The 14606-nt window shown below is 42.5% G+C and carries 16 protein-coding genes and 1 pseudogene; 3 read left to right on the top strand and 14 right to left on the bottom strand.

Annotation, left to right across the window (positions count from 1 at the left end):
- Nucleotides 1-1073: 1073 nt before the first annotated feature.
- On the top strand, nt 1074-2864 hold the full coding sequence (locus tag ABDW16_RS30465) for a sugar-binding domain-containing protein (protein WP_343675161.1): 1791 nt from the start codon (nt 1074-1076) through the stop codon (nt 2862-2864).
- Between the two features lie 63 nt (nt 2865-2927).
- On the opposite strand, the gene ABDW16_RS30460 is transcribed toward ABDW16_RS30465, so the two are convergent.
- From ABDW16_RS30460 to ABDW16_RS30425, 8 genes are all read right to left on the bottom strand, one after another.
- Entirely contained in the window at nt 2928-3548 is a 621-nt protein-coding gene (locus ABDW16_RS30460) for a hypothetical protein (protein ID WP_343675159.1), read from the bottom strand.
- A 23-nt stretch (nt 3549-3571) separates the two neighbouring features.
- Complete coding sequence (locus ABDW16_RS30455) at nt 3572-4048, bottom strand: hypothetical protein (protein ID WP_343675157.1); 477 nt, start codon at nt 4046-4048, stop codon at nt 3572-3574.
- A 136-nt stretch (nt 4049-4184) separates the two neighbouring features.
- A complete protein-coding gene (locus ABDW16_RS30450) occupies nt 4185-4667 on the bottom strand; it encodes a hypothetical protein (protein ID WP_343675155.1) in 483 nt (160 codons plus the stop codon).
- 5 nt (nt 4668-4672) lie between these two features.
- The gene (locus tag ABDW16_RS30445; RefSeq protein WP_343675153.1) at nt 4673-5038 is read right to left on the bottom strand and encodes a hypothetical protein; all 366 of its coding nucleotides are present in this window, start codon (nt 5036-5038) and stop codon (nt 4673-4675) included.
- A gap of 76 nt (nt 5039-5114) precedes the next feature.
- A complete protein-coding gene (locus tag ABDW16_RS30440; RefSeq protein ID WP_343675151.1) occupies nt 5115-5408 on the bottom strand; it encodes a hypothetical protein in 294 nt (97 codons plus the stop codon).
- A gap of 57 nt (nt 5409-5465) precedes the next feature.
- Nucleotides 5466-5699 carry a hypothetical protein gene (locus ABDW16_RS30435; protein ID WP_343675149.1) on the bottom strand — a complete coding sequence of 78 codons (234 nt, stop codon included), beginning with the start codon at nt 5697-5699 and terminating at the stop codon, nt 5466-5468.
- 53 nt (nt 5700-5752) lie between these two features.
- Nucleotides 5753-7384, bottom strand: a complete 1632-nt coding sequence (locus ABDW16_RS30430) for a M28 family metallopeptidase (protein WP_343675147.1) — start codon at nt 7382-7384, stop codon at nt 5753-5755.
- A gap of 63 nt (nt 7385-7447) precedes the next feature.
- Nucleotides 7448-8677, bottom strand: coding sequence for a PepSY-associated TM helix domain-containing protein (locus ABDW16_RS30425; RefSeq protein WP_343675145.1), 1230 nt, complete (start codon nt 8675-8677; stop codon nt 7448-7450).
- 198 nt (nt 8678-8875) lie between these two features.
- Here ABDW16_RS30425 and ABDW16_RS30420 point away from each other — a divergent pair, with 198 nt between their 5' ends.
- Nucleotides 8876-9205 carry a nucleotide pyrophosphohydrolase gene (locus ABDW16_RS30420; RefSeq protein WP_343675143.1) on the top strand — a complete coding sequence of 110 codons (330 nt, stop codon included), beginning with the start codon at nt 8876-8878 and terminating at the stop codon, nt 9203-9205.
- Nucleotides 9202-10953: a DNA/RNA helicase domain-containing protein gene (locus tag ABDW16_RS30415; RefSeq protein WP_343675141.1), complete on the top strand. Its 1752-nt coding sequence runs from the start codon at nt 9202-9204 to the stop codon at nt 10951-10953. The genes ABDW16_RS30420 and ABDW16_RS30415 overlap by 4 nt, the downstream gene beginning before the upstream one ends.
- A gap of 61 nt (nt 10954-11014) precedes the next feature.
- Here the strand turns inward: ABDW16_RS30415 and ABDW16_RS30410 are convergent, their stop codons facing one another.
- The 6 genes and pseudogenes from ABDW16_RS30410 to ABDW16_RS30385 form a co-directional block, all read right to left on the bottom strand.
- A complete protein-coding gene (locus ABDW16_RS30410; RefSeq protein ID WP_343675139.1) occupies nt 11015-11506 on the bottom strand; it encodes a hypothetical protein in 492 nt (163 codons plus the stop codon).
- Between the two features lie 26 nt (nt 11507-11532).
- Nucleotides 11533-12654, bottom strand: coding sequence for a DUF4236 domain-containing protein (locus ABDW16_RS30405; RefSeq protein WP_343675137.1), 1122 nt, complete (start codon nt 12652-12654; stop codon nt 11533-11535).
- A 20-nt stretch (nt 12655-12674) separates the two neighbouring features.
- Nucleotides 12675-12848, bottom strand: coding sequence for a hypothetical protein (locus ABDW16_RS30400; RefSeq protein WP_343675135.1), 174 nt, complete (start codon nt 12846-12848; stop codon nt 12675-12677).
- 51 nt (nt 12849-12899) lie between these two features.
- Complete coding sequence (locus ABDW16_RS30395; protein WP_343675133.1) at nt 12900-13226, bottom strand: YegP family protein; 327 nt, start codon at nt 13224-13226, stop codon at nt 12900-12902.
- Nucleotides 13227-13238: 12 nt separating this feature from the next.
- Complete coding sequence (locus ABDW16_RS30390; RefSeq protein ID WP_343675131.1) at nt 13239-14282, bottom strand: SUMF1/EgtB/PvdO family nonheme iron enzyme; 1044 nt, start codon at nt 14280-14282, stop codon at nt 13239-13241.
- A pseudogene (locus ABDW16_RS30385) lies at nt 14279-14606 on the bottom strand (caspase family protein); the annotation flags it as partial. The pseudogene ABDW16_RS30385 and the gene ABDW16_RS30390, both read right to left, overlap by 4 nt.

Below are 14606 nucleotides of genomic sequence, written 5' to 3'. Positions count from 1 at the left end.
AGAATCACTAAGACGAAGAAATAAATAATCATTGTATTTTACATAGCATTTAGCTCTTACTTTTATTACCTGCTACGCAGGTGGGGCAACATCCCAGAGACCCGGGTCAACATAAACAGAATCTACACTTGTTACAGTCAAAACCATTAAAACCATGACTAGCAAATTCGTTCTAAACACAAAAAAGAGGCTGTCTTCTATGTTGAAAAACAAGCCTTGAGAAAAAAAAGGATAAAAAAAAGATCTATGAGGGCTGGTTCTTAGGAACCGGCCTTTATTATTCCTATAAAAACAATCTTCTCTAAGCAGACATTGCAAAGCAAGCTGCAATTTCCCTTATTATTTTCTACAGGATACCACATGCAAACTCATAAGAGTGGTCTTATTACTAAGCCACAGACAGCCTCCTGCATTGATTGGCAACCAGAAGTTTTATATAAGAATCAGTTATACCAACTGTCCTCCAGACATTGTTTGGAACCCTGCCGGGAGGGGGAAGGAGGGATGGCGCGGCAGCAGCGCCTCACCCGGTTTTAATAATCAGGCCACAACTCCTAATATTAAGAATAGAGCTTTACAAACAACTACATGACAAGAGATGAAGGCTATCTGGTAATAAGGCTTCGCTAATAGAAGTATAGCGATGAATATTTAATTGTTCACTCTAAGGGTTACACTAATCCATAACACAGGTTCAATGATTATAAATGTAGAATAAAAAATTTAAAAAAACTTTCTTCTAATAATTTTCTATTTCTACTTTTAAAAAGTTAACAGCTTGTGCCTTTTTATTTTATAATATTTTGAACAGTGAATATTAGATTAACCTGCATTTATGCATGTTGTTAGCTGTCCCTTTAATCAATCTCAAACGTTTCTCAATTTATAAAAATGTCATTCCCATTTTATAAACAATTGAACGTAATGGATTGCCGCCCAACTTGCTTAAATTGCTATTGTTGGCTGGGCCCCTCAATGGAAGCCCCACCCTTAACCTCAACAAGGAGGGGTTCCCCAATTATTTTTGCGATCTCCTAACTCCCTCCTCCCCTCAAACTTTATATTTACCCCCAATGAAATCCAGGCCCCTCCAATTCTTAGCCCTCCTGCTCCTCTACAATGGGTTCCTGCATGTCAAAGCCCGCCCCATCTCCGCCTGGCACATGCAGCCAATTCCTATTCAATCTCCCTGGGCTTCACGAGTTTCCGCCACTCACCCACTCCCTGAATATCCACGTCCTCAAATGGTCCGCTCCCAATGGCAAAACCTCAACGGTCTCTGGGATTACGCCATCACTGCCTGGGATGCTGACGCACCAACTTATTACCAGGGAAAAATCCTCGTCCCATTTCCAATAGAATCCGCTCTTTCCGGTGTACAACACGCCCTCATGCCCAAACAACGCCTCTGGTATCACACTACTTTCGCAACTAACTCCAAACAAAGAACCCTCCTCCATTTCGGCGCCGTCGATTGGAAAGCCACTGTCTATCTCAATGGCCATAACCTTGGCTCACACCGGGGTGGTTATAATCATTTCTCTTACGACATTACTACTTTCCTCAAACCAGGTAAAAATGATTTAATCGTCAGTGTCTACGACCCTACCTCCCAGGGCAATAACCCACATGGCAAACAAAGCCTCTATCCCCGAAAAATATTATACACCGCCTGCAGCGGCATCTGGCAAACCGTGTGGTTAGAAACCGTACCTGATAGCTACATAGCAGGCTCCACACTCACCCCTGACCTCGACGCTAATCAACTACAAATCAAAGTATCCATTTCAGACTCCACAAAAACTCACACCATCCAGGCTATTTCAAATAACCTCATTGCCGAAGGCAATCCCAATGACAGCATCACCCTACACATTCCATCTCCTCACCCCTGGAGTCCGCAAGATCCCTATCTCTATCCCCTCACCATCCGCCTATTGAAAAACGGCATCATCACCGACTCCATCACCAGTTATTTCGCCATGCGCAAAATCAGTTTAGAAAATGATAATAATGGCCGCCCCCGTATCTTCCTCAACCATAAATATATCTTCAACCTCGGCGTTCTCGACCAAGGCTACTGGCCAGACGGCATCTATACCGCCCCTACAGACAGTGCCCTCGCCTACGATATTAATGTCATCAAACAAATGGGCTTCAACACCATCCGTAAACATATCAAAATCGAACCCGACCGCTGGTATTACCACTGCGATAAACTAGGCATGCTGGTATGGCAAGACCTCATCCCCCCAGCCGGCTACACCCAGGCAGACGCCACCATCTTTGAAGACGAAAGTCCCAAACTCATTCAGCAACTCTACAACTTCCCTTCTATTATAGTCTGGACTTTATTCAACGAAGGCTGGGGTGCATATGATCAATTACGCCTTGCCACCCAACTCAAACGTTACGACCCGGGTCGTTTACTCGATGCACACTCCGGCGCCAACATGGACGAATACAGCGAAGGCTACCCTTCCCAGATGTGGGCAGGCAGTGACTTCGTCGATGTGCATAAATATCCCGGACCTGCCATCGGCCCGGCCTTACCTCAAAAAGCCGCTGTACTGGGTGAATGGGGAGGTATCGGTGTAAACATAGAAGGTCATCGCTGGGATCCATCTCAATCTTATAGTTATCTCGATGTCACCCGCGCAGAATTTCCCGATTATTACCAGGCACTCATGCAATTATTATATTTATACGAAAGAGCTGGTTTGTCAGGAGCAATTTATACCCAACCATTTGATGTGGAAAGAGAAGAGAATGGATTAATCACTTACGATCGAAAAGTACCCAAAATACCAGTACCTATGATCAGGGCGATCAATGATTCATTACTCAATGCAATAGCCCACTAATAGCAGTCAGGCAATCAAATACAATACCTATCTCCGCTCTTTCCTCATTCCAATTGCTCCCTACTATTTATTCTCAGAAGACTTCAGCGCCACATAAGTCCCTGCACTAATCCCCAATAAAATGAGATTATTCAATGGAATAATCGGCATAATCTTATCAATCATATCATCAGGAGAACCATAACCCGCCTGTTGCAAATTGATCACCGTTCTCCAAATAAACCAGATCCCAAAAAACAAATTAAACACCACCGCCTGAAAACGTGGAATACTAATCCCTGTCTTATCTGACAAAATATCCAGCCAGAAACCCTCGCTCTTCATATCTTTCGAATTCTTCTGCGGCGCAGGCTCTTTCCCTTCCGCAGCTTCAATTTCCGCTTCCTTGTATTTATTGTCATCTGCCACATCTACAACGCGTGCAGAGGCTGTCGTCGCTGCACCTATACCCAACAAAAATAAGGTCGAAGTATCAAAAGTGGGCATCTTGCCGGTAGCAGCCAGGATACTGATAAAGGAAACCAAAATGATAAACGTCCACCAGAGTAACTGTAACCTGGAATAACTAAAAGGTTTAGGATCTATACTACTGGCATCAGAGAGTATACAAAAACGTTTCTGCATCCAAACGGCCATCACGACCCCTAAAATAAAAACGAGCAGGTAAATAAATTGTGCATTCATGGTATAAGGAAAAAATAAATCGCTTAGTCGTTGATTGGGGTGAGATCTTTCTTTGAGATGCCTCTTTTTTCCCAACGCTCCCGGATTTTGTAAAGCATAAACCAGTAGGGAAGGGTAAAGAGCAAAATAATGATCTGGGTAGGTGGTAGTGTTCCCATAATAAGACTGGCTATTAAATAGATACCCCAAATCCTTCCGACGATCATGTTATACCTGATCGCCCATTTCTTTTCAAACCAAACGGAACCAGTCAATGAAAAAATAAAACCTGCAAGGAACAAGAGAAGCCCCATCCTGGCTGCAAGCGATTCAGGGTCTTCTCCATTTCCCGTTTCCAGGAATATGGCGGAGAGTATCGCAACTATCACCGCCAGTACAAAGATGCCTGCGATGATGAATCCAGCCCAGATGTAGAGTTTAAGAAAAATAGAGAGCAGACTACGGCGACGTACAATGAATGCCGTCTCGAACTGATCTTCGAAAATAGTGGGTTGCTCCATAGGTATTATTATATAGCAAATATACACAATGCATTAGCTATTTCATAGGGGTGGGTTGGAGCGTCTTTTTTAGTAAATGGCTTTCTGTTTTCAATAGGTAATTTATCGTTATTAGGGACAAGCCCATCTCCAATGTCTACTTCATTGATTTACTCATTTCCTTTTTAGAAACCGCCGCCTGTTCCCACTGGCGCTGAATCTGATAAATCATAATCCAATACGGAATCGTCAGCACCATACCATTTATTTGACCCATCTTCACTGTTGGCATAACTAATTGTACGATCATCATTAGGATCCATATTCCACCCATTACCCAGTTATACCTGATCGCCCATTTAACCTCAAACCAAAGTACAAGCGTCATGGAAATAAGTATGCCCGACAATATAACTCCACCACCTATTAACTCCCAAAACGGTAAATAACTCTGTTTTGACCCCGCCGTGGCTAATAAAAAAAACGATCCCACGCCACTCAATATAGTAAGGATAAATAGGATGCCACCAATGACAACTCCAGCCCAGATGTATATTTTAAGGAAAGTAGACAATAAACTACGACGACGTACAAGAAATGCAGTCCCGAACTGTTCTTCGAAAATAGTGGGTTGTTCCATACAGACTATTTAATATTCTCCAGGATATCATTGTTTTCCCAACTACGCTGAATCTTATACAACATCACCCAATAAGGTATACTCAACAATGCCATAATATAAGTAGCCACTGCACCACCGACAACGATATTGGCAAGTACCAGGCAACCATATATTACCCCAACTACCCAGTTATACCGGATTGCCCATTTCTTCTCAAACCACAACGAAGCTGTAATAGAAAAAATGAAAGCCGCCATTACCGCCGCAAATACCCCCTGAACAGCCAATCCTGCATTTCCACTCAAAAAAAGAGGTACAACCATACAAGCGACTCCCGCCAAAAACAAAATACCGGAAAGGATCATCCCGATCCAAATGTAAATCTTCAATAAAATAGGTAAAAGGGAACGTCTACGAACAAAACTAAACTCCTTCCCAAAAATACTTTCCTGCTCCATGGTCAAATTATACATGTGTTAACAGCTCCTGCCTGATAACAGCTATTTCCTTGCCCTTGAAAGAAACCTTCTCTTTACCGTCAATGGTTACCACCACATCTTTCCCCTGCCTTTCTTCATAATAACCCAACAGTACAGAAACGATCTCTTCCCTATCTCCATTCACCATAACCGCCGCTATTTCAGCAGATAAGAGCCAATGATTAAAGCGATACTTTACATCTAATGTTATCCCCGTACCCGCTAAATAGTGGTACAATTCTTCCAGTCCCCGCCCTTCGATAATTACATCCGTTTTCATAATATGGAATTTGTCATCCCATATATTGCTATCCGAACTTAATAGTAATATACAAAACTACCCCTGATGTGTCTCCAGGAAATAATCATATTTATTCAAATCCAACTTCTCCCCCAGCAACTTCTCCACGGCCAACTTCTGCGCCGCTCCCACCTGGTAAATATTCAAATACTCCGGATCATCCTTCTCCGCTTCCCAAATCTTACCAATCTCCGCCACTTCCAATTCTACCAGGTACTCGCTCACAAAATCCTCGCTCCCCTTCAAATAATAAGCAATCGTTCTTTCCATAAAATATCATTTAAAATAAACAGCCGGCCTCAAAATAAGCCGGCTGCAAGTTATTACCTTTTACTTTTAAACTCTGAAGTCTTCCGCCATTCCGGGAACTTTTCCTCATTCGCCAACGTCTTCCCTACATCAAAAAGGAACCGGATATCCTCCACCATCCCTGACAACTCCCATGTATCATCAAACTGATCAAACGGTGAATGGTACCTATCCCTGCCATAAGCAGCCCTATGATCCGGCACCCACGCTGAATCATGCAACAATGAATGCTCGCCGGCCCCAGGATACAAAGAAGGAATACCCACTTTTGCAAAATTGAAATGGTCAGAACGGAAAAACCATCCACCAGAAGGATTCGCCTCCGGAATAATCGTCCGCCCCTGTTTCTTCGCAGCCCTCTCTGCATAATCATCCAACTCAGACTGTCCCTTACCGATAATCGTAATATCCGTCGTACGGCCAAAGGTATTCATCACATCCATATTAATATCCGCTACTGTAGACTTTACAGGGAACAACGGATGTGTGGCATAATACTCAGATCCCAGCAGCCCCTGCTCTTCCCCTGTCAACGCGATAAACAGGATAGACCTCCTCGGCGCCTGTGGCAGATTTTTGAAAGCCGTCGCCAGGCTTAGCAACGCCGCTGTACCACTGGCATTATCTGCTGCCCCATTATAAATAGAGTCACCCCTGATCACTTCACCTACCCCCAGGTGATCCCAGTGTGCAGAGTAAATAATGTATTCATTCTTCCTGTCAGTACCAGGCAATTGTGCAATCACATTATGAGAGATAGACTTCTTGATCTTATTCGTAATCTCCAGGCTGGTAGTCACCCCCAACGGCACCGCCTTAAACCCCGGATGCTTAGCTTTCTCAGTTATATCAAAAGGTACCCCTGCCAGTGCAAAAACTTTCTTTGCAGACTCCAGCGTAATCCAACCTTCCATAGCAGCTCTCGACATATTATCATCTGCTGTCTGCAGGTCCAGTCTTGGTTTAGACCAACCGCTCCTGACCACATTCCAGCCATAACTGGCAGGCAGGATGTCATGAATAATAATCACGCCAGTGGCTCCTTTACGGGCAGCTTCCTCAAATTTATACGTCCAGCGACCATAGTAAGTCATGGTCTTGCCTTTGAACAAGGTGCTGTCATAAAAACCGGGGTCATTCACCATCACGACTACTGTCTTTCCTTTTACGTCCAGACCTTCGTAGTCATTCCATTTATATTCAGGTGCATCAATCCCAAAACCGGCAAACACCAGTTCAGAGTTATCCACATTTACTTTCTCTTTTACGCGGCGGGTAGCTATCACATATTCATCCAGGTAAGGCAGGGTCACGCTCCCATTCTTCCCTTTGATCACCATTGGTCCGCTGGGCTTAGAAATGATTTCCACCATCGGCACTTCCTGGCAAAAGCTCTCCCCATTCCCTGGTTGCAGTCCGATCTCTCTGAAGCGCTCTTCCAGGTAATTGATGGTTTTATCTTCTCCGATGGTAAAGGGTTTACGCCCCTGGAACACATCAGAGGCTAATACAGTAATGTCGCGGGCTATACTTGCCGAGTCTATACTTTTAATGGCTAATGAATCCGCTGTAGCAGCCTGCTTCTGCCCAGCTTCCTGACAGGCAAAAAGGCCTACCAGGGGGATTATTCGATAGAAATATTTCATGCAGCGTACGTTTTGGGGCTAAGATAAGGCACTTTTAATTGAAAAAAGATCCTTCCAATAATTCTACACTGCCGCCGCAGGCTCCACTTTTACGTTAGCCACCTTCTTCTTTTCTTTTTTCTTCCCTTTCCCCCACCATACAATAAAACCCGTCACCGGCAAACTCGCACAAATCAAACTCACAATAAAAGCGATAATCTTTCCAATGATCCCACCTATTGCCCCCACATGTATATCATAATTCATCAAAATCATTTTCTCCCCTGCATTTCTGTCCTTCCCCGTCACCCGCGCCAGCATCTTACCATTATACTTATCAAACTGAAAATCATCTCTATCATAATACACCTCGTTCCCCCAATAAGCTGACATATATACCACTGCTGCTTTCCCCGTATCCGGCGCACTAAATCCTATCCTTTTAGCATCAGGCATATTTTTCCTCACACTCTCAAATGCTATATCCAATCCCTTCTGTGGGGTATTCACCAACGTTGTATCCGACACCCCATTCTTATGTGCCGGCGGCGTAATACTCCCGGAAGCCACCACGTACACCGTAGTCTGGAACCACTTAAACGACCACACCAACCCTGTCAATGCCAATACCAGTGCAACTGCCATCGCATAAAAACCAAGTACATTATGCAGGTCATAATTCACCCGCTTAAAACTCGCCTTCCATTTTATCTTAAAACTCTGCTCCCTGGTTGCCTTCGTCCATTTCTTAGGCCACCAAAGTATCAACCCCGTTATCAACAAGACGACAAATATCAACACGCTCCAACCTACAATCTGTTCGCCAATCGTCCCATTTAACAACAAGCTCCAGTGAATCATTTTCACAATAGCGAAAAAGTCATACTTAAAGTCGTGATACCCCACTACCTCACCAGTATAAGGGTTCAGGAAAACCGCTTCATAATATTTTACACCTCCAAAATAGGTGATGGCTTTTTCATCTCCCTTCATATACGTCATAAACTCCCATGCTCTATCCTTATCCCTGAAAGTGGTAATGTAATTGACTTTCTTATCCGGCCCCAGTGCCCGCTGGGCATTATCTAATAAAGTACTGACAGGCAGGGTCGCTGTCTGCTGAGGTTGCACAAATAGGATATCATGATGCACCCATTCAGAAATTTCCTTCTGAAAAGTGAACAAACAACCCGTAATGCTTACGATAAATACAACAATTCCGGATGCTAATCCAAGCCATAGATGTAACCAGGCATTGAGTTTTGCCCGCCAGGATTTCCCTTTTTTTCCTGTTGGCTGAGTCTTTTTATTCATATCGCTTCGCCCTTATCAGTTGATATAGAAATGGTTATAGCAAACCACGCTAGCAAATTTGGAGAATATAGTGGGGATGACCGAGACGGATCGGGAAATTAATTTGCGGGAAGCGGAAAAAACCGTTCCGGTTCAACTCAATCATAACACCCAAAAAATCAATACCTTTATTTTCATTGAGCCATACCCTTAATTATTATGAACGATTTTGATACTATTCTCCAGGAGCTGTTAAAATTTAGAAACGACCGTGATTGGGAACAATTCCACAACCCCAAAGACCTGGCCCTTGCTATCAATGTGGAAGCGGGGGAGTTGCTTGAATTGTTCCTTTGGAAAAATGCAGCAGATGCAAAAACTGAAAAGGTCAGGGAAGAACTGGCAGATGTACTGTTGTATTCATTCCTATTGGCAGAGCGATATGGATTTGATCTGAAGGAGATTATGCTTGAAAAAATTGCTAAAAATAATGAAAAATACCCTGTAGATAAGGCCAGGGGTACTGCGAAAAAGTATAATGAGCTATGAGCCAAACACTCCCCTTCTACATACAGGATTTCCCTTTTAATAAAGAAATACTGGATAGACTTGATGAGATCCATTATTCGAGAGACAACTGGCCAGTCGTATACATATTGATTGGAGGCAAATTTGCTTATGTAGGTGAAACCAAAGATCTATTTACTCGTCTAAGCAAACACCTCAAACACAGCCTTAAGAAAGAGCTCACCAATATATATATTATATCCAGTCCCCTCTTCCATAAATCGGCAACGCTGGATATCGAGGCTAATTTGATTAAATACCTTACCGGCGACGAACAGTATAAGTTATTAAATGCCAATATTGGACTGGAAGCGCATAACTTCTTTCAAAAGCAAGAAGTTTATCTTCCTTTGTTTGAATCCATCTGGAAAAAATTAATAAAGCTTGGAATAGCTGTTAACTCTACCAACTTTATTAAAAACCAGAACATTTTTAAATACTCTCCTTATAAGGAATTGACTACCGATCAGGCAAAGAGTCTGCTGGAAATCATGAAAATCCTCTTGAACGATAACATCAGAAATACTATTGTTAATGGAGGATCTGGTACTGGTAAATCAATTCTTGCAACTTTTCTTTTCAAACTGATGTATACTGATATTGAGGCTTTTAACTTTGCCAGTTTTGGCTCAGATGAATTAGAGTTTGTTGAAACTGTTAAATTACTAAAACAGAAATACCCCTCTCCCAAAATGGCATTAGTCATTCCCGTGACGTCATTTCGGGGAACCATTAAGAAAGTATTTCAACAGATCGAAGGATTAAATAGCTCAATGGTAGTAAGCCCAACTGCAATTACAAAGGAGCAATATGATATCGTCCTTGTAGATGAATCCCATCGCCTACGTAATGGCCCCTCTGGTGCATATCGAACACATTTTGAAACAGGTTGTAAAAGACTGGGAGTAGATCCAATCAACTCCACAGAGTTAGACTGGCTTCTACATAAAGACCAAACCAAAAAATTGGTATTATTCTACGATTCAAATCAACGGGTTCGGTCAACTGATGTACTACCGGAAGATTTCATGTTGTTAGCTTTACAAAAAGATATAACCTGTACATTTACCCTGACAAGTCAAATGCGATTAATGGGAGGTAAAAAGTATGTCGATTATGTACACAATTTATTAAAATGCTCAATTAAACCAGCCACTGCCATATTCATATCCAAAGATTACGATTTTCAACTTTTTGATTCCATAGAAGAGTTTGTAGCAAAAATCAGGAGTAGAGAGACAGAAACAAGACTAAGCAGGTTTGTAGCTGGTTATGCATGGGAATGGGTATCCCTAAAAGATCCCACTAAGTTTGACATCATCATTGATAGATGTAAACTTAAATGGAATAGTCCATTAAAATTAAAAGACTGGATAAATTCAAAAAACGCTATCAATGAGGTAGGTTGTATCCACACAGTCCAGGGATACGATCTCAATTATGCTGGTGTCATCTTTGGCAACGAAATCACTTATGATAAATCCCAAAATGAAATTGTGGTCAGACGGGAACATTATCATGATAGTAATGGAGGGAGAACAATTGAAAGCACTGTAGTCCTGAAAGAATTTATAATCAATGTCTACTTGACGCTTTTACAAAGAGGCATGCTTGGCACATATGTATACGTCTGCGATCCCGCGTTAAAAGAATATTTCTCCAAACATATCAAAAAAGCGGTTAAGCTGAATTCCATTTCTCTAAATTCCAGGAAAATACAAGGGAAATAATCCCCTTGTAGAAAAAGTCCTCCAAAGGACCGTAGATAAAAAAACTGTACCCACAAAAAAACTAATGCCTTCTCGAAGGCGCACTTCTCGTATAAGGCCGCACATAAGTACCATTCTTTCTATAATACCCATTCACATGTACTGAACCACCACTGCTTCCAGTTGAAGAAGACGTGGTTCTCGCTGGTGCTGACACCACATTATCCGGCCGATAATCCTTCAACCATATCGCATAATTATTATCCTGTTGTACAACTAGGTCCGCTGGCATTGACAGGTTCCAAACCTTCTTAAACTTAAAATGCCTGTTATAGGCATAACCATGATGGCTACCATAATAAAGCTTAATATACTTATGGCGATGTGCCGTCCTGGTATAAAAAGCATTATTTGCAGGAACATATAATATCGGTTGCGAAGTCGTATCATCAGTGGCATATAAATAAAAGCCCGCTGAATTGTTACATTCCTCATAGCCAATATAATTGTCATAGCGTGGTACACTGGCACAACCTGCCATAACTAAACATAAAATAATAATGAAGTATTTCATATTCTTGGTTTTAAAAAAAAGGAGGATTAATATCCTCCTCTTATCACATTCTGGAAATCGATAAAGGCCTCGCTAAAAGCCTCAGCAGCCTCATAATTACTAAACTCGTATTCTTCATGCACACCTGCATCCGTTCTCAGGGTGATAGCACCATACCTTACAATAGGAATCTGAAAATTGTCCCTGAACCGTTTGTCCGGGGCGCCATTCTTATTCACCTTGTTCCAGGTATGATCTATAACCTTTGCATCAGGTGGCACAAACCCTCTTTCAATGAACCTGACTGGCAGGAAATTAAAATGTAATTCTTTCAGGTCGATAATGCCAAACCGGTCTTTTGTATCGTACATGATGATAAAACCAGGATAGAAATACAGATCTGCACCATTCGCATTTTTAAACCACAATGGCTCGAAATTGGATTGAATATCTTCAATAGACTTGATTCCTATTTTCACTTCCTTCTTATCCACAAGTGTAGACGCTGCCGACCTGGTAACCCTTCTGTTTTCAGCAAACGCGCTGGTCACATCCCATACTTTATGCGATTGAGAGAGTCTTTTGAATGCTGTTGTTACCGATTCATATTTCTGAAGGATGTCTGTATCAAAAGTAATATCCAGTTCCATCCGGCTTTTCTCCAGCTCCTGCTTAATTTCATCAATGGCTGTTTGCTGGGAAGCGATTTTTTCTTTGATCCCTTTTGAAACAGATTGTACAAAAAGACCATAGAGAAAAACATAACTAAGTGTAAGCTGGGACTTTGATTTTTTTAACGCCAGGCCGATTTGCTGCAAGTCATGCTGTAATTCTTTTCTTTGCTGATGAGCAGATAAAATGGCATCTTTCACGCCCTGCATATCCTGGTTCGTAATTTCTGTAGGAGCTATGCTGAAGATATTGCCCTGTGGTGCAGCAACAGCTATCCCTGGACGGGGCCCAGGTACTGGGAGGGCCGGTTTAGGAGGTGGCAACGCTGGTTTAGACGATGTTTTATGTCTGCCCAGTACGGAATTTACATAAGCCCCGTCATGCCCAAAGGTAACACTGGCACCTTTTACGCCGATATTAGTACTGATACCTTTTTTGCTGATATTTAAATGAACACCAGGAATAATTTTGATTCGTTTTCTATAGGTCCACGCCATAATTTTAAAGATTAAGGGAATTACTTACAATCACAATAAGACCTATCCACATACGTCTTATTACCATTCTTATTCAGATAATAACAACCTCCTCTCGGGCCTTCATACAACTTACGCCCATTATAGGTACAATCTACCAGGTTGCATGATAACATAGTTACCAACAATGTAGTGCTGAACAATAATCGTTTCATTAGGGGTAAATATTAGATGAATAAAAGATTGGGGATAAATAGGACCAGGTATTACGTCAGATCATTAATATCTGAAATGGGTGCACATCTCTTTACAGCAGCAATACCATTTTCACACGCAGCTGCTGCTGTATAACTTTCACTTCTACCAATTGTATGTCCGTTAGAAGCTGTCAAAACAAACGTATAAGTAAGCGCATCCTTTCTCACATACCTGGCATCAAAAGGAGCATTTTCTTTCACTGATTTTACACCATTTTCAGCCCCTTGCTTGGTTGCATAACCTTCGCTGTACAAAATATTTTTACCATTTTCTGCTTTTAAGTGGAAATAAAACTGACCACTTGATTTGAATAGATCAAATTTGGGATTTTCCATATTATGTTGTTTTCAATTATCTTTTACAACCCTAAACCCCACATCCCTCAACCTTACCTCCGGCCGCTCTGCACGTCTATTACTCACCACCAGCTCTCCCACCGCACTATCATACCCACCTCCCTTCACAACTTTCAAAGTATGTGCAGAATCCGCCCAATCCTCACACCACTCCGCCACATTCCCACTCATATCATATATCCCCAATGCATTCGGCTTTTTATGCCCCACATTCGCCGGCTTCACCTTATGATAAACCGCCACAGCCGCCGCCGATGTGCCACCACTATACACCGTATTCTTCCCTGCCAGCGCCGCCGCCGTCCACTCCAACTCACTCGGCAACCTTCCCTTCACAAATTCACAATACGCCTTCGCCTCCTCCCACGTCACATTCCTCACCGGCATAGAATCCACAGACTGAAAAGGCTGCTCAGGGAATACCTTATGTGTAACCATACAGTACTCCCTGTATGCAGCCACTGTCACCTCTACATTGCTTATTTTAAATGGTCGCTCTGTAGCCAGAACACTCACATACTCCTGCTTCAAAATACGCCACCGACAACATGTGTTATAAATCCAATACCATAAAAACACAGTAATCCCCAATATCCCCAACATGGTACATATCCTCAATAATCTCTCCCACACCATACGCTTCCTTCTCGTCAACTTCTCCTTTACAACCTTTGCGATCTCCCCCGGATTATCTTTCCATTCCAGGTAGACCTTATGCTTCGGCAACCCATTCACCTCCGTATTATCCAATCTCAACTGCCAAACACTTCCCTGTGGCAACTGTGCCAATGCCATTTGCAGCTCAATACCAGACCAATATTTATTTACAAAAAACCGGCTCGTTATCAACAACACATACTTCGTACGCTTCCCATAAGCATCCATGGTCAAGTTAATCAAATGCTTCCCCAAATTATCCTTCTCTTCTTTGTAATAGTAATACCGGACATTCAGATTCTTCAACTCCGCCGCAATCAAATCTGCCACATCCGTATCCTCTTCCGCTACCGAAATAGCTATATCATGCTTCCTCATATCCTTCCCTCCTTCACCAGTTGCCAATAATACATTCCCAACGGCGTCAACCTGCACTTCCCGCTATTCATCGCCGCCCAATACATATACTCCTCATCCACAGGCTCCACCAATCCCACCCCCTGCATCTTCCGCAACATTTTAAAAACCCTGATATGCGCAGAATCCGCCCCCTCCACTGTATACTCATAACTTGGGTCCAATGGCATCTCATACCCCGCCTCCGGAAAATAACCCGTCAATTTCCGCAAATCCCCCAAATCCAACGGCGGCTTCACCCGCCGCAAATTCAATGACCGCACAATATTCGCCTTAAACACAGGG

Origin of the sequence: Chitinophaga sp., assembly GCF_039596135.1 — a bacterium.
Lineage (GTDB): Bacteria > Bacteroidota > Bacteroidia > Chitinophagales > Chitinophagaceae > Chitinophaga.
The sequence above is the reverse complement of the archived record's forward strand: the minus strand, read 5'-3'. Positions and strand labels throughout refer to the sequence as shown.